The 19696-nt window shown below is 69.2% G+C and carries 17 protein-coding genes and 1 tRNA gene; 4 read left to right on the forward strand and 14 right to left on the reverse strand.

All coding sequences use genetic code 11. The annotated features are described in order from the left end of the window. Together J7E87_RS00155 and J7E87_RS00160 are read right to left on the reverse strand one after the other, a co-directional pair. Positions 1 to 1005 (reverse strand): carbohydrate ABC transporter permease, encoded by a 1005-nt coding sequence (locus J7E87_RS00155; RefSeq protein WP_215088840.1) that lies wholly within the window; start codon positions 1003 to 1005, stop codon positions 1 to 3. Between the two features lie 5 nt (positions 1006 to 1010). Further along, entirely contained in the window at positions 1011 to 2324 is a 1314-nt protein-coding gene (locus J7E87_RS00160) for an extracellular solute-binding protein (protein ID WP_215088841.1), read from the reverse strand. A gap of 225 nt (positions 2325 to 2549) precedes the next feature. Between J7E87_RS00160 and J7E87_RS00165 the strand changes: the two genes are divergently transcribed. Further along, complete coding sequence (locus J7E87_RS00165) at positions 2550 to 3599, forward strand: LacI family DNA-binding transcriptional regulator (protein WP_215088842.1); 1050 nt, start codon at positions 2550 to 2552, stop codon at positions 3597 to 3599. A gap of 71 nt (positions 3600 to 3670) precedes the next feature. Here J7E87_RS00165 and J7E87_RS00170 read toward each other — a convergent pair. The 4 genes from J7E87_RS00170 to J7E87_RS00185 form a co-directional block, all read right to left on the reverse strand. Beyond that, positions 3671 to 3743 (reverse strand) — tRNA-His (locus J7E87_RS00170). 92 nt (positions 3744 to 3835) lie between these two features. After that, positions 3836 to 4438 carry an oligoribonuclease gene (gene orn / locus J7E87_RS00175; protein ID WP_215088843.1) on the reverse strand — a complete coding sequence of 201 codons (603 nt, stop codon included), beginning with the start codon at positions 4436 to 4438 and terminating at the stop codon, positions 3836 to 3838. 10 nt (positions 4439 to 4448) lie between these two features. Beyond that, on the reverse strand, positions 4449 to 5666 hold the full coding sequence (locus tag J7E87_RS00180) for a GlxA family transcriptional regulator (protein WP_215088844.1): 1218 nt from the start codon (positions 5664 to 5666) through the stop codon (positions 4449 to 4451). 386 nt (positions 5667 to 6052) lie between these two features. Then, a complete protein-coding gene (locus J7E87_RS00185; RefSeq protein WP_374195104.1) occupies positions 6053 to 6421 on the reverse strand; it encodes a hypothetical protein in 369 nt (122 codons plus the stop codon). A gap of 374 nt (positions 6422 to 6795) precedes the next feature. Between J7E87_RS00185 and J7E87_RS00190 the strand changes: the two genes are divergently transcribed. Both J7E87_RS00190 and J7E87_RS00195 read left to right on the forward strand, forming a co-directional pair. Next, complete coding sequence (locus J7E87_RS00190) at positions 6796 to 7317, forward strand: universal stress protein (protein ID WP_215088845.1); 522 nt, start codon at positions 6796 to 6798, stop codon at positions 7315 to 7317. 227 nt (positions 7318 to 7544) lie between these two features. Beyond that, positions 7545 to 8120, forward strand: coding sequence for an acetate uptake transporter (locus tag J7E87_RS00195; protein WP_215088846.1), 576 nt, complete (start codon positions 7545 to 7547; stop codon positions 8118 to 8120). 129 nt (positions 8121 to 8249) lie between these two features. On the opposite strand, the gene glmS is transcribed toward J7E87_RS00195, so the two are convergent. The 3 genes from glmS to J7E87_RS00210 all read right to left on the reverse strand — a co-directional run bounded on the left by glmS (position 8250) and on the right by J7E87_RS00210 (position 11462). Continuing rightward, positions 8250 to 10067 carry a glutamine--fructose-6-phosphate transaminase (isomerizing) gene (glmS, locus tag J7E87_RS00200; protein WP_215088847.1) on the reverse strand — a complete coding sequence of 606 codons (1818 nt, stop codon included), beginning with the start codon at positions 10065 to 10067 and terminating at the stop codon, positions 8250 to 8252. Between the two features lie 90 nt (positions 10068 to 10157). Continuing rightward, positions 10158 to 10436, reverse strand: a complete 279-nt coding sequence (locus J7E87_RS00205; RefSeq protein ID WP_215088939.1) for a hypothetical protein — start codon at positions 10434 to 10436, stop codon at positions 10158 to 10160. A 66-nt stretch (positions 10437 to 10502) separates the two neighbouring features. Continuing rightward, positions 10503 to 11462: a DUF4429 domain-containing protein gene (locus tag J7E87_RS00210; protein ID WP_215088848.1), complete on the reverse strand. Its 960-nt coding sequence runs from the start codon at positions 11460 to 11462 to the stop codon at positions 10503 to 10505. 205 nt (positions 11463 to 11667) lie between these two features. Between J7E87_RS00210 and J7E87_RS00215 the strand changes: the two genes are divergently transcribed. Continuing rightward, entirely contained in the window at positions 11668 to 13272 is a 1605-nt protein-coding gene (locus tag J7E87_RS00215) for a beta-N-acetylhexosaminidase (protein ID WP_215088849.1), read from the forward strand. Positions 13273 to 13536: 264 nt separating this feature from the next. On the opposite strand, the gene J7E87_RS00220 is transcribed toward J7E87_RS00215, so the two are convergent. The 5 genes from J7E87_RS00220 to J7E87_RS00240 form a co-directional block, all read right to left on the reverse strand. Further along, positions 13537 to 15318 carry an IucA/IucC family siderophore biosynthesis protein gene (locus tag J7E87_RS00220; RefSeq protein ID WP_215088850.1) on the reverse strand — a complete coding sequence of 594 codons (1782 nt, stop codon included), beginning with the start codon at positions 15316 to 15318 and terminating at the stop codon, positions 13537 to 13539. Next, complete coding sequence (locus J7E87_RS00225) at positions 15315 to 15872, reverse strand: GNAT family N-acetyltransferase (RefSeq protein WP_215088851.1); 558 nt, start codon at positions 15870 to 15872, stop codon at positions 15315 to 15317. Before J7E87_RS00225 ends, J7E87_RS00220 begins: the two co-directional genes overlap by 4 nt. After that, positions 15869 to 17134 carry a lysine N(6)-hydroxylase/L-ornithine N(5)-oxygenase family protein gene (locus J7E87_RS00230; RefSeq protein WP_215088852.1) on the reverse strand — a complete coding sequence of 422 codons (1266 nt, stop codon included), beginning with the start codon at positions 17132 to 17134 and terminating at the stop codon, positions 15869 to 15871. Before J7E87_RS00230 ends, J7E87_RS00225 begins: the two co-directional genes overlap by 4 nt. Next, the gene (locus tag J7E87_RS00235) at positions 17118 to 18620 is read right to left on the reverse strand and encodes an aspartate aminotransferase family protein (protein WP_215088853.1); all 1503 of its coding nucleotides are present in this window, start codon (positions 18618 to 18620) and stop codon (positions 17118 to 17120) included. Before J7E87_RS00235 ends, J7E87_RS00230 begins: the two co-directional genes overlap by 17 nt. A 197-nt stretch (positions 18621 to 18817) precedes the next feature. After that, positions 18818 to 19696, reverse strand: coding sequence for a siderophore-interacting protein (locus J7E87_RS00240; RefSeq protein WP_215088854.1), 879 nt, complete (start codon positions 19694 to 19696; stop codon positions 18818 to 18820).

Genomic DNA, 19696 nt, shown 5'->3' on the forward strand with positions numbered 1-19696 from the left:
CTATGCGCTCTTGCTCAGCCGGCGGGCGAGTAGCCAGTTCACCGCGCCGATCACCAGCAGGATCAGGAACATCGCCCAGGCGATCGCCGACGCCCGCCCGAGGTGGAGGTTCACCCAGCCCTGCTCGTACAGATAGAGCCCGAGCGTCTGGAACTGATGGTCGGCGCCGCCGGTCGCGCCCGCGCCGCCGTTGAACAGCAGTGGCTCGCCGAACAGTTGGGTCGCGCCGATCGTCGAGACCACACAGGTGAACAGGATCGTGGGCCGCAGCGAAGGGACGGTGACATGGATGAACTGCTGCAGGCGCGAGGCCCCGTCGAGCGCGGCCGACTCGTACAGATCGTGCGGGATGGCCTGCATAGCGGCCAGATAGATGAGCGCGTTGTACCCCGTCCACCGCCAGATCACGATCGTGGAGACCGCCAGCTGCGAGGTCCATTCGCCGTTCTGCCAGTCGATGTTGTCGATGCCGGCCAGTCCGAGCGCCCAGTTGATCATTCCGTAGTCGCGACCGAAGAGGAGCACGAAGACGAGGGTCGCGGCGGCCACCGAGGTGGCGTACGGAGTCAGCGCGACCACCCGGAAAAACATCGAGCCGCGCAGCCGGTAGTTCAGCAGATGCGCGATGCCCAGCGCGATGAGCAACTGCGGCACCGTGGAGATCAGGCCGATGGTGACGGTGTTCTTCAGAGCGTTCCAGAAGAACTCGTCCTCGAGCAGGCGGGAGAAGTTGCGCAGCCCCACCCACTCCATGTCGGTGGGCGCGGTCAGCTCCACCCGGTGCAGCGACGCCCAGCCGGTGTAGAGCAGCGGAAAGAGCCCAAAGGCCAGGAAGAACACGAAGAACGGCGCCACAAAGGCGTACGGACTCCACTTGACGTCCAGCCGGTAGCGGCGGCTGCGCCGTGCCCGCCGGCGACCGTCGGCCACTCCGTCGGCCTGGCCGCGCGGTGCCGCGCCCTCCTCCCCCTTGGAGGGCGCGGCGGCCGGTGCGTCACTTGCCATACCGGTCACTGGTCCAGCGCGTTGTCGATCGCCTTCACCGCCGCGTCCCACCCCTGCTGGGAGGACCGGCCCTTCTGGTCGACCTGGAGCATGCCGACGTCCGCCAGGTTCTGCGCGATGATCAGGTCCTTCGGCCCGATGATCTGGACCGGCACTCCCTCGGCGGCCCTCGAGAAGATCTGCCCGATGGGCGCGCCCGCGAAGTAGTCGTGCTTGGCGCCGGAGACTTCGGGCAGGGAATACGCGGCCTTGGCGCTCGGGAAGCTCCCGCGCTCGGTGAAGAGCTTCGCCTGCTGCGCGGGCGCGGTCAGCCAGGCCGCGAGCTTCGCCGCCTCGTCCTTGTTCTTGCCCGCCTCGGGGACGGTCAGGAAGGAGCCGCCCCAGTTGCTGGGCCTGGGGGCCGCGGCCACATCCCACTTGTCCTTGCCTTCGGCCCCGCCCTTGTCCTGGATGTAGCCGAGCATCCAGGCCGGGCAGGAGACGGTGGCGAAGGTGCCGTTCGCGTAGCCCTGGTCCCAGGCCGGCGTGAACTGCTGGAGCTTGCCGGTCAGACCCTCCGTCGCGAACCGGGCCGCGATGTCCCAGGCTTCCTTCACGGCCGGGTTGGTCTTGTAGACGATCTTGCCGTCCGTGCCGTAGAAGCGGTTCGCGTTACTGCCGGTGATCGCCGCCATCACTCCGGACGCGGAGTCCACGAACGCCGTGCCCTTGGGCGCCTTCGTCTTGAACTGCTTGCCCGCGTCGAGGTACTTGTTCCAGTCGCCCGCCCACAACTTGCCGACCGCCTCCCGGTCGGTGGGCAGCCCGGCCTTGGCGAAGAGGTCCTTGCGGTAGCAGATGCCCTGCGGGCCGACGTCGGTGCCGAGCCCGATCGTCCGGCCGTCCTTGGTGGTGGCCTGCGCCCATTTCCAGGGCAGGAAGGCGTCCTTCTGGACCCCCTCGGTCTTGCCCAGGTCGACCAGTTTGCCCGCCTGCGTCGCGGTTATCTCGGCGATGTTGTTGACCTCGACGGCCTGGATGTCGGCAAGACCGCTGCCGCTGCCCAGGTGCGTCAGCAACTGCGGGTAGTAGTTCTCGTTCCGCTCGATCGAGGTCTGCTTGATCTCGATGTTCTTGTGGAGCTTCATGTACTCGTCGTAGAGGCCGGCCTCTTTCAGACCGAAGGCGCCGAAGACTCCAACCGTGAGCGTGGTCCTGCCCTTGCCCCCACCGCCGCCCTTCGACGCACCGCCGGCGGGTTCGCCGCTGTCCTCGGCACAGCCGGCCAGCAGCCCGGCGCCGAGCGCGGCGACGACCGCGAGGATTACTGCCCTGCGCATCGCGTCCTCCTTGTGCCCTGACGTGCCGCCCCCCCGGCCAACTGGTGTGCAGCGCAGTGCCCTTGATGCTTTGCGGCTCGGGCGGGGAACGTGCGGGTAATGTATGAGTCAGGTGCTGTGGGAGCGCTCCCATGTGTGATGTGTTGAAGGGTCGCGGCTCTCGGAAGGGGTGTCAAGGCACCCGGCAGGTTATGTTCTCGGACGGGTAAGCCTGGGGAGGCGGTCATGGTGTCTCGGACAATCCGTACGCGCAGCGGAGGGCGGGGCACGGGCAGACCCACCCTCGAAGAGGTCGCCGCACGCGCCGGCGTCGGACGCGGCACCGTCTCCCGCGTGATCAACGGTTCGCCGCGGGTCAGCGATCGCACGCGCGCCGTCGTCGAGGCCGCAGTCGCCGAACTCGGATACGTACCCAACCGCGCGGCCCGCGCGCTCGCCGCCAACCGCACCGACGCGATCGCCCTCGTCGTCCCGGAGCCCGAGGACCGGTTCTTCGCCGAGCCGTACTTCTCCGACATGGTGCGCGGTGTCGGCGCCGCGCTCGCCGAGACGGACATGCAGCTGCTGCTGACTCTGGCGGGCAGCGACCGCGAGCGCCGCAGGCTCGGGCAGTATCTGGCGGCCCACCGCGTCGACGGCGTGCTGCTGGTCTCCGTGCATGCCGACGACTCGATCCCCGACATGCTGGAGGACCTCTCGATACCGGCTGTGATCAGCGGCCGCAGGTCGGCCGCCGAGACACTCGCCGCGGTCGACTCCGACAACTTCGAGGGCGCCCGCAGCGCCGTCGCGCATCTCGCGGCCCGCGGCCGTCGCGCGATAGCGACGATCACCGGACGCCTGGATGTGTACGGCGCCCAGTGCCGCCTGGACGGCTACCGCGCCGCCCTCGCGGCGGCGGGTCTGCCTCCTGACGCCCGGCTGACGGCCCCCGCCGACTTCACGGAGGAGGGCGGCCGCCGCGCGATGCGGGAGCTGCTCGGGCGCTGCCCGGAGCTGGACGCGGTCTTCGCGGCGTCCGACGTGATGGCGGCGGGCGCCCGCCAGGTGCTGCGGGAGGCCGGCCGCCGGATCCCGGACGATGTGGCCCTGGTCGGCTTCGACGACTCGGCGGTGGCCCGCCATATGGACCCCGCGCTGACCAGCGTGCGCCAGCCGATCGAGGAGATGGGCCGCACGATGGCCGAGGTGCTGCTTCAGGAAATTGAGGGGCGCACGGGCGAGCGGCCGCAGATCGTGCTCCCGACGGAGCTGGTCGTACGCGAGTCGTCGTAGGGGGATGGGCGGAAAGAATGCGGAAATGAATCAAGGGCCCCGGTCCGAAAACCGGGGCCCTTGATCGTCAGGGTGAGTAACGGGACTCGAACCCGCGACATCCTGGACCACAACCAGGTGCTCTACCATCTGAGCTATACCCACCACGACCGGTCCTTCTCCCGACCGGCCGAGGAAAAGTGTACAGGGTCGGGGAGGGTGCTTGCGCCCGGGTTTCAACCCCCTCGGCGCGGCGGCTACTGGGCGGGCAGGATGTGCTTCGCCGCGATCGCCTTCGCGGTCTCGGAGTCGGGTCCCGGCTGCGGCACGAAGACCGCCTCGCGGTAGTAGCGCAGCTCCGCGATGGATTCACGGATGTCAGCCAGTGCCCGGTGGTTGCCGCTCTTCTCCGGACTGTTGAAGTAAGCCCGCGGGTACCAGCGGCGGGCCAGTTCCTTGACCGAGGAGACATCGACGATCCGGTAGTGGAGATAGTCCTCCAGCGTCGGCATGTCGCGCAGGAGGAAGCCGCGGTCGGTGCCGACCGAGTTTCCGCACAGCGGGGCCCTGCCGGGCTCCTTCACGTGCTGGCGTACGTACGCCAGAACCTGCTCCTCGGCGACGGCGAGCGTGGTGCCGCCCGCCAGCTCGTCGAGGAGGCCCGAGGCGGTGTGCATCTGCCGCACCACCTCGGGCATCGTCTCCAGCGCCGCGTCCGGCGGGCGGATCACGATGTCCACCCCTTCGCCGAGCACGTTCAGTTCCGAGTCGGTGACCAGTGCGGCCACCTCGATTAGTGCGTCGTCCGTCAACGAGAGCCCGGTCATCTCGCAGTCGATCCACACCATGCGATCGTTCATGCGTCCTACCTTATGGCGCGCTCCGCTGGCCGGGCAGGCTCGGGCGGCCGTGACCTGTCGCGTACGCGTCCGACGGAGGCTTTCCCAACTCCGGTGGCGCGGCCGAGGTGGCCGCGGGGCCCGAGGGTCCCGCCGCCGCGGCGGCACGCCTGGCCTGGGCGGTGGCCTGTGCCGGGACGACCGCCTCCACCACCGCGGGCGGGGCGGAGTCGCTCTGTGGCCGACGGACCCGGTAGGCGGCCCGGTACGCGGCCGGGGACGAGCCCAGCTGACGCCGGAAGTGGCCACGCAGCGCCACCGGCGAGCGGAAGCCGCAGCGGCCCGCGACCTCGTCGACCGAGTAGTCGGAGGTCTCGAGCAGCCGCTGGGCCTGCAGCACTCGCTGGGTGATCAGCCACTGCAGCGGCGCGCTGCCGGTCAGCGACCGGAATCGCCGGTCGAAGGTACGCCGGCTCATGTACGCCCGGGCCGCCAGCGTCTCCACGTCGAACTGTTCATGGAGATGCTCCAGCGCCCAGGAGACGACCTCGGCCAGCGGGTCCGACCCGATTTCCTCTGGTAAAGACCTGTCCAGATAACGCTCCTGTCCGCCACTGCGGCGCGGCGGCACGACCAGCCTGCGGGCCAGCGCCCCGGCTGCCTCGGTGCCGTGGTCGGTGCGCACGATGTGGAGGCAGAGGTCGATTCCGGCCGCCGTCCCCGCGGAGGTGAGCACATCGCCGTCGTCGACGAACAGCTCGCGCGGATCGACATGGACGGACGGATACCGCTTGGCCAGAGTCGGCGCGTACATCCAGTGGGTGGTGGCCGGGCGGCCGTCCAGCAGCCCGGCCGCGGCGAGCACGAACGCGCCGGTGCACAGCCCGACGATCCGGGCCCCCTCCTCATGCGCCCGGCGCAGCGCGTCGAGCGCCTCGGGCGGTGGCGGTGAGGTGATCGACCGCCAGGCCGGTACGACGACGGTGCCCGCTCTGCCGATGGCCTCCAGGCCGTACGGCGTGGTCAGTTCGAGCCCGCCGGTGGTCCGCAGCGGGCCTTCCTCGCCACCGCAGACGAGCAGTCGGTAGCGGGGAACTCCGGCGTCCTGACGGTCAATTCCGAACACCGAGAGCGGGATGGAACTTTCAAAGATTGGGCCGCCGCTGAACAGCAGCACCGCGACGACTTCCCGGCGCCGGCGCCCGGAGAGCTTCCGTGCTGCCTCCGGTACGGCGGAGTCCTGACTCATGACGCTAAGCCCCCCTCGGTGTTCGCGTCTCCCCGTTCGTTTCGGGCCTTTCGCTCCTGCACGTTTCCCCTCGGTTTCGCACGAGTCCCGAGCCTTCGATACTCATGATCGAATCTACTGTGTCCCGTGGCGCCGACGTGACAAGTTCGGCATGCCCCGCTATGTCGACAAGGCAACTTGGCGCGAAGCATTCGATCACGAAGCGTTCCACTCGGGGGCTCCGCAGGGAAGTGCGCCTCGCACGCATGGCCCGTCCACGTAGGGTGCGAGCGCCACGAATGGTCCTTTCTTCCCTGGTGGCAAGGGGGTTGGCAGGCCATTTCGCCAACGAGGGGCCAGTGGCGGGAAGTTGGCTGAAAATATACGGGTGCGGGTGTGTGAACCCGTCAGTCGCCGGGCGCACTTCCCGCTCCGTGCCGACCGCCGCGGCGCGCCCCGGGAACGGTCCGCGCGCGACGGCCGCGGGGCTGCGCCGACTCGGCGGCCCGGCCGCGAGGCGCACGGCGCTCGGACCGGCGCAGCAGTACCCGGCAGGCGGCCGTCACGGCGGCGAGGCCGAGGGCAGCGGCGGCCGCCCCGCCGACCGACGTCCCGTACACGACCAGCACGACAGGGACGACCACGCAGCTGAACGCCGCCCAGCGCACCACGTCGCTCGCCGAGTCGGACGAGGGGCGCGGGGCGGCCTCGACGCGCTGTCCGTGCTGCGGGGCCGGGGAGGGGTCGGGGGCCGGGGCGGACGGGCGTGCGGGCACAAAGGCTCCCTGGAGGCGGCGGGGTGACCGAGGTGCAACGAGGAGCGGAGCCTTCCGGTCACTGGCGCGGACGTCAACGGGCGGATCGGTGGCCGGATCACTGGAGGGCCGGTGGACTGCTGCTGGAGGGCCGGCGGACGGCCGAGGCGCAGACCGCTGTACACACCAAGCGGCATTGCCATCCGGGGCGGGCTCGGGCATGCTCCCTGGAAGCCGCGTAGGGGCAGCAGCTCTGGGCATGAGAGGAGTGTCGCCGTACCCTTGGGGTATGCGCCAGGGAAGATGATTCCCGGACACTACTCCGCCGCGATGCCAACCGACGCACCCTCCCTGAGACGATCCCTCGCAAGAGGGCCTTCTTCGCCGAGACACCGATGGCCGGTCACGAAATTCCTGAACCCGCGGACCGCAAGCAGGTAGCCGACCCCCTGTCGGACCTCCAAGCGGCGGAAGAGACATGTCATTCCTGCGATCCAGCGTTCCGGCACGGAGTCGTCGTCGGCTTCGACGGCTCCACCTCCAGTGAGCGGGCGCTCGCGTACGCCATCGGCATGGCCAGGCGATCCGGCTCCGGCCTGATCATCGTCCACGTCGCCAACCGGCTGCCGACCACGGTCTGGGCGGGCTGCGAGCCCCCCGTCTTCGTGGACGTCCCCGATCACCGTACTGAGGTGCTCGGCCTGGAGTTGGCCTGCGCGGACTATCTCACCGAGGTGCCCTGGATCCTGGTCGAGCGCGGCGGCGACATCTGTCATGAGCTGGAAGAGGTCGGCCGGGAGTATTCGGCCGACGCGATCGTGGTCGGCTCGACGCACGGCATCGTCGGACGCATCTTCGGCTCGGTGGCCGGGCGGCTCGCGCGGCGCGCCCAGCGTCCGGTCGTCGTGATCCCGTAAGTGATCCCGTAACGTGCTGTAGTCCGCTCGTCACTGATCGTCATAACCCGTCGTACGCCTTGTCGTGTCCATCCCGCAATCCCGGCGTCAGCCCAGGTGAGGCAGCGTCAACTCCCTTCATTTGCAGGGAAACTACCCGTCCGTACAGGTGGATTGTGCGCTTGTGAAGGGTACATACCGGTCGCTGGGAAGCAGCACAACTGCACAGGACACGAAGGGAGCCCGCCGTGGACAACGAAGTCTCTGCGGGAAGCGTTACTTCATCTACACAGACTCTCGGCCACCTCGCACTCGGACTGACCCTGCTGGCGTTCGGAGTTGGCAACACCGGCGTGATCGACAACGTGAATGCGGCAGACGCTGCCGGTCTCGCGACCTGGGTCGGCGGCGTCGCACTGTTCATCGCCGGGCTGCTCGAATTCCGCGCGGGCAACGCCGGTACGGGCACGGCGTTCTCGGGCCTCGGCGCCTTCTGGTTCACCTGGGGAACCGGCGTCGGCGCAGAAGTCACCGGAGAGGCGGCAGGCCTCTTCCTGCTGCTCTGGGCGCTGCTCGCACTGACCCTGACAGTGGCGTCCGCGGGCAGCGGACTGTTCGGACAGGGCGTGTACGGGCTGCTGTTCGTCACGCTGCTGCTGCTCGGCATAGCGTCGTTCGCCGAGAACGACGGCCTCGCCAAGGCGGGCGGCTGGATCGGTGCGGTCGCGGGTCTCGCCGCCTGGTACGGCGCGACGGCCGCCCTCGCCAAGTGGCCGACCTTCTCCGGACGTGCTGCCGGCCGTGGAGTGACGGCCACCGGCTGAGGCAGCCACAGGCCGGCGTGTTGGGCTGCGCCGGCTGACGAAAGGGCGGTCCCCCTGCGCGCGCAAAGGTGGCAATGCGCGGGGGGACCGCCCCTGTCTGTACGGGCCGTAAAGGCCGTACGGGCCGAACTACTCGACCGTGACGGACTTCGCCAGGTTGCGCGGCTTGTCGATGTCCCGGCCCATGGCCAGCGCGGTGTGGTACGCGAAGAGCTGGAGCGGGATGCCCATCAGGATCGGGTCCAGCTCGTTCTCGTTCTTCGGCACGATGATCGTGTGGTCGGCCTTCTCCTGCTCGCGGTGCGCGACCGCGAGGATCCTGCCGCTGCGGGCCTTGATCTCTTCCAGGGCCGCGCGGTTCTTCTCCAGCAGCTCGTCGTCCGGGACGATCGCGACCGTCGGCAGCGCCGGCTCGATCAGGGCCAGCGGGCCGTGCTTGAGCTCGGAGGCCGGGTAGGCCTCCGCGTGGATGTAGGAGATCTCCTTGAGCTTCAAAGAGGCCTCGAGCGCCACCGGGTAGCCGCGTACCCGGCCGATGAACATCATCGACTTGGCGCCCGCGTACTCCTCCGCCAGCTTCTTGATCTCGGCCTCGTTCTCGAGGATCTCGGTGATCTGCGCGGGCAGCTTGCGCAGGCCCTCGATGATCCGCTTGCCTTCGGAGACCGAGAGGTCGCGGATCCGGCCCAGATGCAGGGCGAGCAGCGCGAAGGCGACCACGGTGTTGGTGAAGCACTTGGTGGAGACGACGCAGACCTCGGGGCCCGCGTGCACATACGTGCCGCCGTCGGCCTCGCGGGCGATCGCCGAGCCGACCACGTTCACCACGCCGAGGACGCGCGCGCCCTTGCGCTTGAGCTCCTGGACGGCGGCGAGTACGTCGTAGGTCTCACCCGACTGGGAGACCGCGATGTAGAGGGTGTCGGGGTCCACGACCGGATTGCGGTAGCGGAACTCCGAGGCCGGCTCGGCATCCGCGGGGATGCGGGCAAGCGACTCGATGAGACCGGCGCCGATCATGCCCGCGTGGTACGAGGTGCCGCAGCCGAGGATCTTCACCCGGCGGATGCCGCGCGCCTCGCGGGCGTCCAGGTTCAGGCCGCCCAGGTGCACGGTGGAGAACCGGTCGTCGATACGGCCGCGCAGCACGCGGTCCACGGCGTCGGCCTGCTCGGAGATCTCCTTGTGCATGTACGTGTCGTGGCCGCCCATGTCGTACGACTCGGCCTCCCACTCCACGGTGGTCGGCGTAGCCGTCGTGCGCGAACCCTCGGTGGTGTACGTACGGAAGTCGTCGGCCTTGAGGGTGGCCATCTCGCCGTCGTCGAGGGTGACGATCTGACGGGTGTGGGCGACCAGCGCGGCGACGTCGGATGCGACGAACATCTCCTTCTCGCCGATGCCGAGGACGACCGGGGAGCCGTTGCGGGCCACGACGATGCGGTCGTTGAAGTCGGCGTGCATGACGGCGATGCCGTATGTGCCCTCGATCACCTTCAGCGCCTGGCGGACCTTCTCCTCCAGGGTCTCGGCCTGGGAGCGGGCGATGAGGTGGGTGAGCACCTCGGTGTCCGTCTCGGAGGCGAAGACGACGCCGTCGGCGACGAGCTTGGCGCGCAGTTCCGAGGCGTTGTCGATGATGCCGTTGTGGACGATCGCGACCTTGTTCTCGGGGTCGAGGTGGGGGTGGGCGTTCTCGTCGCTGGGGGCGCCGTGGGTGGCCCAGCGGGTGTGGGCGATGCCGGTGGTGCCGGCGAAGCGCTTGGGGACGCGGGCCTCCAGGTCACGGACGCGGCCCTTGGCCTTGACCATCTTGAGTCCGGCGGCCTTGGGGCTCGTGATCACGATGCCCGCGGAGTCGTATCCCCGGTACTCCAGCCGCTGCAGGCCTTCGAGCAGCAGCGGTGCCACATCACGCTTGCCGATGTATCCGACAATTCCACACATAGAGTTCTTACCCCTCCATAGATCAGGTGTGTGCTCGCCCGCCTGGCCTCCTGGCCGGTTGGCCGTTGGCCGATCGAACCGGTCGGCCGGTCAGCCGTAGACGATGCGGCGCAGCTGGCGGAGCGAGAGCTCCGGCGGCGCCACGGCGCGGTGCGGCAGTTCGGCCGCGATCCGCTCGAAGATCTCCGCGTTCGCCAGGCCACCGGACTGCAGCTCGCGGTGGCGACGGCGGACGAATTCGTCGGTCTTCTCGTCGAAGTACGCCAGCACGTCGAGAATCACCCTGGCCGCCTCACCGCGCTGGAGCGCGGTGCTGCGCACCAGATGGTCGATGAGATCGTCGTGTGACGAGGGGCGGCGGTCGAGCACCCGTAGATATTGCGGGGTTACCTGTCGCAATTGCAAGAATCCTGCCCGATCACGGGCAGCCAATGGTCACATTCGCTTCAGTACAGCCTGTTTCGCGGTGGTGAACTCCTCGGCCGTCAGTATCCCGGCCTGATGCAGCTCGCCCAGCTCGCGTAGTCGGCGCAGCAGCGCGTCGTGATCGTCTGCGCCGGGAGCGGGAGCGGGAGCGGGAGCGGGAGCGGGAGCGGGAGCGGGAGCGGGAGCGGGGACGGGCGCGGAGACGGGGACGGGCGCGGCGCCGGCGGGCTCGATCCGGGCGGGACGGTCGGCGGGGGCGGGAGCGGGGGCGTACGGATGCGGCATACGGGCCACCACAGCGGCCCCGACCAGCGCCATCAGCGGGTCCTTGCGGAAGCCCCACAGCTCCACGGCGTGCGGGTCGTACTTGGGCGGAGCCTTGGTCGGGGCCTTGGACACGGCGAAGCGGAGGTAGCCGTTCTCCAGCCCGGCCGACGGCAGCCACTCAACCGACTCCACGTCCTCGACCGCGAGAGTGCGCGTGCCCCCGGAGGTCTTGGACTCCTCGGTCTTCCAGTTCCACTCCAGCCGGATCCGCTCTCCGTCGAAGCCGGCGGTGCCGTCGCCGGCGCCCACGGTGATCGGCAGCGCGGGGCCGGGCAGCAGATAGCTGTCGACCGGGCCGGTCTCCACCTGCTCGAGCAGCAGCGCGTTGCGCACCTCGTCGACGAAGTACTCGTCGACGGCGGTGCGGTCGCTGTCCACGGTCAGCCGGTAGGGGTCGGAGCTGTCCTCCAGCTTGCCGCCGGTGATCTGCAGGAGCGGGTCGGCGCCGTCGCGCAGGCGCAGCCGCAGCCGTCCGGACTTCTTGCCCGGTTCGAAGGAGATCCCGGCGAGGGCCCCCAGCGGTACGGCGATCTCGCCGAGGGTCCGGCGCAGCAGGCTCACGCTCTTGTCACTGCCGGGCACGATGCGCACCGTGTCCCCGTCGAAAGCCCAGGTGCCGTCCTTCTGGATGATTTCCGCCATGCCTGGATTCTCGCACCGGCGACCTCGTACGGGGGCTCGCCCAGGGGAAGTTGGCGAGGTCTGCGCCATCCGGGACGGCACAGCATCTGCACGGCGGGTAAGTGGTCTACACCTTGACCGGAGTTGGGGCTCGCGGTACGCATGATGACTGCCGTTCGGTTGCTCAGCACCACAGTTGTGACGCCCCGTCGAAGGGACCCAGCCTGTGAGACAGCCCAGAACGTTCCCCCGTCTGTTCGGCTCGCTGCTGCTTGTCGCGGCCGCGGGCCTCGCCGGAATCGGCGCCGGCCCGGCCCCCGCCCCCGCCACCCCCGAGATCCGGCCGCTCGGCCAGATCGTCCCCGCGCCCGCTTCCGTAAGCCCCGGCGGGTCCGCGTACACCCTCACCCCATGGACCCCGATCCGGGTCGACGACTCCCGCGAGACCCGCCGGATCGGCACCTATCTCGCCCAACTGCTGAGGCCGTCGACCGGCTACGCCCTGCCCCTCACCGACGACCGCGGCCCCGGCGGCATCCGGCTGCGGCTGAGCTCCGGGGACCGCTCCCTGGGCGACGAGGGCTACCGGCTCGAATCCACACGTGGCGCGCTCACCCTCACCGCCCGCAAGCCCGCCGGGCTCTTCCACGCCGTGCAGACGCTGCGCCAGCTGCTGCCCGCATCGGTGGAGAAGGACACCCGGCAGAGCGGCCCGTGGAAGGTCGCGGGCGGCACGATCACCGACAGCCCGCGCTACGGCTACCGGGGCGCGATGCTCGACGTCTCCCGGCACTTCTTCACCGTCGAACAAGTCAAGCGCTACATCGATCAGTTGGCGCTCTACAAGATCAACAAACTGCATCTGCATCTCTCCGACGACCAGGGCTGGCGGATCGCCGTCGACTCCTGGCCACGCCTGGCGACCTACGGCGGCTCGACCCAGGTCGGCGGCGGCCCCGGCGGCCACTACACCAAGGCCCAGTACAAGGAGATCCTCGGCCACGCGGCCTCGCGCTATCTGGAGGTCGTCCCCGAGATCGACATGCCGGGGCACACCAACGCCGCCCTCGCCTCGTACGCCGAGCTGAACTGCTCCGGCGTCGCCCCGCCCCTCTACACCGGGACGGAGGTCGGTTTCAGCTCCCTGTGTGTGCCGAAGCCCGTGACGTACGACTTCGTGGACGACGTCATCCGCGAGCTGGCCGCGCTCACCCCCGGCAAGTACCTCCACATCGGCGGCGACGAGGCGCACTCCACGAGCCACGCGGACTATGTGGCGTTCATGGACAAGGTGCAGCCGATGGTCGCGAAGTACGGGAAGACGGTGGTCGGCTGGCACCAGCTGACCGGCGCGACCCCGGCGAAGGGGGCGCTCGCCCAGTACTGGGGTCTGGACGGCACCAGCGCCGCGGAGAAGGCACAGGTCGCGAAGGCCGCGCAGAACGGCACCGGACTGATTCTGTCGCCCGCGGACCGGATCTACCTCGATATGAAGTACAACAAGGACACCCCGCTGGGGCTGGCCTGGGCCGGCTATGTGGAGGTGCGGCGGTCCTACGACTGGGACCCGGGGGCGTATCTGCCGGGCGCGCCGGCGTCGGCCGTGGCCGGGGTCGAGGCGCCGCTGTGGTCGGAGACGATCTCGACCAGCGACCACATCGAGTTCATGGCCTTCCCGCGGGTGGTGGGGGTGGCGGAGCTGGGCTGGTCGCCGGCGTCCACGCATGACTGGGAGCAGTACCGGGTGCGTCTGGCTGCGCAGGGCCCGAGGATGTCGGCGCTCGGGATCGACTACTACCGGTCGCCGCAGGTGCCCTGGCCGTCGGGCTGAGGCGCGGGGCGGAGCCGTCCGCTGGGGCTGCGCCCCGGACCCTCCCCCTACGCCCTGGCGGGCGTTGGGGGACCCCCACGCCTCAATCGCGGCGGGGCTCCACTGGAGCCCGTTGGGGGTCCCCCGGACGAAGTCCGGGGGAGATTGAGGACACGGCCGAAGGCCGTGCGGGGTCCGGGGCGAAGCCCCGGTGCGGGATGGGGGTACCTCTCACGGCCGCCAGGCCGTAGGGGGAGGGCGGGTAGGGGAAGACTCCCGGCCCCGTCAGTGGGCGAACCGCGCGATCGGGTTCTCCAGGGCGCCCATCAGCTGGAGCGCCCCGGACGGGTCCGCCAGGTCCACCATCTGCTCGTTGTTGCGCAGCTGCAGCCGGTTCAGGCAGGACAGCGCGAACTCGTCCGCGAACATGTCGTACTGGCTGAACTTGTCCGCCAGATGCGGCACCGACTCCTGGTACTCCGCGACGCACTCCGCGATCGTCCGCCAGAACGTCTCCTCGTCCAGTCGCGCCTCCGTGACCAGCGTCGCCGCCAGGAAGCGGAAGAAGCAGTCGAAGACGTCCGTGAAGACGGAGAGCAGCTTCATCTCGTCGGGCACATCCGCGCGGATGCGCTCGACGGCCGGCGGCAGCACCGCGTCCGGGTCCATCACCGCGATCTCCTCGGCGATGTCCTTGAAGATCGCCCGCTGGACCGTGCCGTCCTCGCCGATGACCAGGATGACGTTCTCGCCGTGCGGCATGAAGACCAGGTCGTACTTGTAGAAGCTGTGCAGTACGGGGGTGAGATACGCGTCCAGATAGCGGCGCAGCCACTCCGCGGGGGCCAGGCCCGACTCGTCGATCAGCGCGCCCGCGAACGACGCGCCGTCGTGGTCCACATGGAGCAGCGACGCCATCGTGGCCAGCCGCTCGCCGTCCGCCAGCTGGGGCACCGGGCTCTCGCGCCACAGCGCGGCCAGCATTTTGCGGTACGGCGAGTAGCGGTCGGTCGCCCGCTCGTACTGGCGGTGGTGGTAGCCGATCGCCGCCCGCTCCCGGATGATCGAGAAGCGGGCCGCCTCGAAGACGTCGTCGCTGTCGATCAGGCCCGCGAGCCAGTCGTTGATCGCGGGCGTCGCCTCCATGTACGCGGCCGAAAGGCCGCGCATGAAGCCCATGTTGAGGACGGACAGCGCGGTTTTGACGTAGTGCCTGGCCGGGACGCTCGTATTGAAGAAGGTGCGGATCGACTGCTGCGCGAGATAGTCGTCGTCGCCCGGGCCCAGGCACACCAGTCGCTGCCGGGCGATCTCGGCGGCGAAGGTGACGGAGAGCTTGTTCCACCACTGCCAGGGGTGGACGGGCAGCAGGAAGTAGTCGGCGAGATCGAGGCCGAGGGCGTTCAGCTGCCCGCCGAAGCGAGCGAGGGCCGCTTCGCCGAGCTCGTCGCGGACCAGCGACTCGTAGTCGAGTCCCGCGCCCGCGGTGAAGGTGGCGCGGTCGCGCCGGGCGGCGAGCCAGATCAGACGGACCTCGCTGCCCGTCTCGGGGGCGTACGAGAGATATTCGTGCACGCCGAAGCCGAGCCGGCCGTTGTTGGCGACGAAGCAGGGGTGGCCCTCGGTCATGCCCGTCTCGATGGCCTGGAAGCCGGCCGCGGCCAGTTCGGCGGAGGTCACCGGCTTCTTGGTGAGTTTGTACGCCGTGCCGGAGAGGGTGGAGGAGATCTCCTCCAGGTAGACCGGCAGGATCGTCTCGCTCAGGCCGAGCGAGCCGCGCAGCTCGATGAAGAAGTCGAGCGCGTCCAGCGGCTGCTCGTGGCCGTCCCGGTGCCGGGTGATGGAGTCGGCGAAGACCTGCCAGTGGTCGAGGGCGAACCGGCGCGCGGTGAAGCGGTACTCGGTGGCGGAGTCGTCGCTCAGGACGCGGTAGCTGTCCTCTCCGAGGGACTCGGGGGCCAGCAGCCGCTCGTGGGAGAACTCCGCGAGCGCCTTGCGCAGGAGGAGCCGGTTTGCCTGCTCCCACCGGTCGGGCGTCAGATGGGATACGGCGTCGGTCAGGCTCATCGGATGGCTCCCCGCGCGGCCATGAACTGTTCCCGCGTACAGACACTCAGGTACGCGTCTTTCTCCGGCTTCTCGATCCTCTCGACGACCTCGAAGCCGACGGTCCCGTTGAGCGCGTGCACGGCCTTGTTCCGTACGTCCGGTTCCACCACGACGCGCCGGGTGGCCGGGTCCGCGAACAGCGTCTCCATCACCGCGGTGATCACGGCTCGGGTGAAACCGTGCACGGGGGTGTCGGTCGGCGCGACCAGAAAGTGCATGCCGACATCGCCGGGCTCGGCTTCGTACAGCCCCGCCAACTCCACATGCGCCGGGTCGTAGCGCTCCATCAGGAAGACGGGCTTGTCGTCCTTGAGACCTATGAAGGCGTCGTGGTGTTCGTGCGCGGCTATCGCCATGTACTCGCGCTCGACGTCCTGCAGTTTCGCGTCCTGCATCAGCCAGAAGGCGGACTTGGGGTGAGTGACCCAGCCGTGCACCAGCTCGCAGTCGGAGAGAAGGGTCTCCCCGAGGAAGTCAGGGGAAGGGTCGAGGGGACGGACGGTGAATGTCATGCCGAGAACTCCTGGAACGCGATGGACTTTTCGACGGGGTAGTACTCGGACCCCAGCAGCTCGCCGATGATGTAGGCGTTGCGGTACGCGCCCATGCCCAGATCGGGCGAGGTGATCGAGTGCGTGTGCACGCCCGCGTTCTGCAGGAAGATCTCGTGTCCGGCCGTGTCGATGCTGTAGTTGCGGGCGATGTCGAAGCGGCCCTGCCCGTCCCGGCGGATCCGGTCGGCGACCGGCTTCAGGAACCGCGGCTCGGCGTACTTGTAGCCGGTGGCCAGGATCAGGCCCTCCGTACGCAGCTCGAAGTCCTTGCCCTGCTCCTCCTGGCGCAGTCCGAGTGTGTAGGCGCCGTTCTCGTGACTGGCTCCTACGAGCGCCGAGTTGGTGAGCAGTCTGGTCGGGACGGGGCCCCCGAGGTTCTTCTGGTAGAGCAGGTCGAAGATCTCGTTGATGAGATCCCCGTCGATGCCCTTGAACAGGCCTTTCTGCTGTGACTCCAGCCGGCAGCGGGTGGCCTCCGGCAGCGCGTGGAAGTAGTCGATGTACTCCGGCGAGGTCATCTCCAGCGTCAGCTTGGTGTACTCCAGCGGGAAGAACCGTGGCGAGCGCGTGACCCAGTTGAGCCGGTAGCCGTGGACGTCGATCTCGCTGAGCAGGTCGTAGTAGATCTCCGCGGCGCTCTGCCCGCTGCCGATGAGGGTGATCGACTCCTTTCGCTGCAGCGCCTCCTTGTGTTCGAGGTAGCGCGAGTTGTGCAGGAAGTCGCCGCCCAGCCCCTGGCAGGACTCGGGTATGTACGGCGGGGTGCCGGTGCCCAGGACGACGCGGCGGGCGCGGAACCGCTCGCCGCCGGCGGTGTGGACGACGTACAGCTCACTCTCGTACTCGACGCGCGTCACCCTGGTGCTGAAGCGGACGGAGGTCAGTTTGGCGGCGGCCCAGCGGCAGTAGTCGTTGTACTCGGTCCGCAGCGGATAGAAGTTCTCGCGGATGTAGAAGGAGTACAGCCGTCCCGACTCCTTCAGATAGTTGAGGAAGGAGTAGGGGGAGGTGGGGTCGGCGAGGGTGACCAGGTCCGACAGGAACGGCGTCTGGAGGTGCGCGCCCTCAAGGAACATTCCCGAGTGCCACTCGAAGTCCGGCTTGGACTCCAGGAAGAGGCCGTTCAGCTCGTCGATCGGCTCGGTCAGGCAGGCGAGGCCGAGATTGAAGGGCCCGAGCCCGATACCGATGAAATCAAGGGGCTCAGGACGCGTGGACAAGGTTCTCTCCCAGGTACTGCTCTGCGTGGCCGGCGATCAGATCGAGTACGGCGGCGATGTCATCGGTCGTCGTCTCGGGGTTGAGCAGGGTGAACTTCAGGTACTGGCGGCCGCCGACCTTCGTCCCGGCGACCACGGCCTCGCCGGACGCGAACAGCGCCTTGCGGGCGTAGAGGTTGGCCCGGTCGATCTCGATGGGGCTGGTGACGGCGTCGGGGATGTAGCGGTAGACCAGCGTCGACAGCTGCGGCTGGACGACCACGTCGTAGCGCGGGTCGGCGGCGAGCAGCTGCCAGCCTGCCGCTGCCAGGTCGCAGACCTCGTCGAAGAGCTGGCCTACGCCGTCCGCGCCCATCACGCGCAGCGTCATCCACAGCTTCAGCGCGTCGAAGCGGCGGGTGGTCTGGAGGGATTTGTCGACCTGGTTGGGCATGCTCGACCTCAGCCCTCCGGGCACGGGCGGCGCTCCCCCCGGTGCAGCCGGGGGGAGCGCTCCCACCTCGACGGTGGGCCGGGGGTTGAGGTAGTCCGCGTGGTACGTGGCGTGGCTCAGCGTGGCCCCGTCCCGTACCAGCACCGCGGACGAACTCACCGGCTGGAAGAAGGACTTGTGATAGTCCACGGTGACCGAGTCGGCGTGCTCGATGCCGTCGAGGAGATGGCGGCGGGTGGCGGAGGCCAGTAGTCCGCAGCCGTACGCCGCGTCCACATGCATCCAGGCTCCGTACTGCCCGGCCAACTCGGCGATCTCGGGAAGCGGATCGATGGAACCGAAGTCGGTGGTGCCCGCGGTCGCGACGACGGCCATGGGGACCAGGCCCTCACGGGTGCGGCGCGCCAGCTCGGCGGCGAGAGCGACCGTCTGCATCCGCTTGTCGCGGTCGACGGGGATCGGGACGACGGCTTCGCGGCCAAGACCCAGCAGCGTCGCGGACTTCTGCACGCTGAAGTGGCTGCACTCCGAGGTGAAGATCCGCAGCTTCGCGAGATCCGCGGTCTTGGCCTCCTCGCGGGCGAGCAGCAGCGCCTGCAGGTTGGACTGGGTGCCGCCGCTGGTGAAGACACCGTCGGCCGCGGGGCCGAGGCCGATCCGGCGCGCGGTCCAGTCGATGAGGCGGCGCTCGATGAGGGTGCCGCCGGCGCTCTGGTCCCAGGTGTCGAGCGAGGAGTTGACCGCCGAGAGCACAGCCTCGCCGAGGACGGCCGGGATGACGACCGGGCAGTTGAGGTGGCCGAGATAGCGGGGGTGGTGGAAGTAGACGGCGTCCCGCAGATAGACGCTCTCCAGCTCGTCGAGGGCGGCGGAGGCGTTGCCCAGCGGCTGGTCGAGGTCGATCGCGGAGATCACCGGGGCGAGCTCATCGGCGCTCACGCCGGTGAACGGCCGCCGGGTTGTGGCGAGTCGGTTCGCCACCCGCTCGACTCCTTCGGTCACGGAGCGCCGGTAGCTCTCCGCCGTTACGTCATTGAGCAGGTGCGAGCGCATGGCAATGTCCTCCCGGGTATGGGGACTTGGTCGGCCCTCGGGACAGGAGAAGGGGGCGAGGGAGCGATGGTGAAGTTAGGTTAGCCTAACCTAACTTTCAATGCCAGCTGTCCCTCGCCCCCTCGGAGCGCGACTGCTTTTGCCCATTCAGCTGGGCCTGCACATGGTCCTGTTCACGCGGCGGTGACCTCAGCGGCCTAGGCCTCCGCGGTGTCGACTGCCTCGTCCTCAACACCGGACTCGGCCTGCTCGCGGAGGCCGTCCTCGCTCACCCCGCGCCGCCAGTAGCCGACGAACGTGACGCGCCTGCGGTCGAGTTCGCGCTCGCGCACCAGATGGCGGCGCAGGGCCTTCACGCTGCTCGACTCGCCCGCGATCCAGGCGTACCCAGTGCCCTCGGGCAACTCCGCCGCGCTGACCGCCTCCAGGGAGGACGGCGCGCCCTCCTCCCGTACCAGCCACGTGATCCGGGCGTCCGCCGCGGTCTTGAGGTCCTGGCGGTCCTCGGTGTGCGGCACCTCCAGCCAGACCCGGGCCTTCATTCCGGCCGGCAGCCACTGAAGGATCGCCGCCGCGGCGGGCAGCGCCGTCTCGTCGCCCCAGATCAGCACCCAGTCGGTGTCCTGTGGCGGCCGGCAGCGCACCGCGGTGTTGTCGGCGACGGCCGGGCCGAGCACCATCACGCGGTGTCCGGGCGCGGCCCCGCCCGCCCAGCGGCAGGCGGGACCGCCGTCCTCGTGCAGTGCGAAGTCGATGTCCACCTCGCCCGCCTCGCCCGGCAGTTGGCGCTGCTCCCGCACGGTGTACGAGCGCATTACGGCCCGTACGTCCTCGGGCAGAGCCCGCCACGCGGCGAATATCGCGCTGCCGTCACCGGCGCCGACGGGCACGACCGGTGCCTCCTGGCCGGGGTGCGGCAGGAACAGCGACAGGGACTGATCGCGCCCTCCGGAAGCGAAGCCCTTCAGGTCCTCGCCCCCGAAAGTGACGCGGACCATGGACGGGCCGAGCCGCCTGATCCGTACAACCTGCAGGTCGAAGAAGCGGAACGGGGCGGTCTCGGCCGTCGTCGTCAT

This window comes from Streptomyces sp. ISL-1 (genome assembly GCF_018614585.1).
Taxonomy (GTDB): Bacteria; Actinomycetota; Actinomycetes; order Streptomycetales; family Streptomycetaceae; genus Streptomyces; species Streptomyces maoxianensis.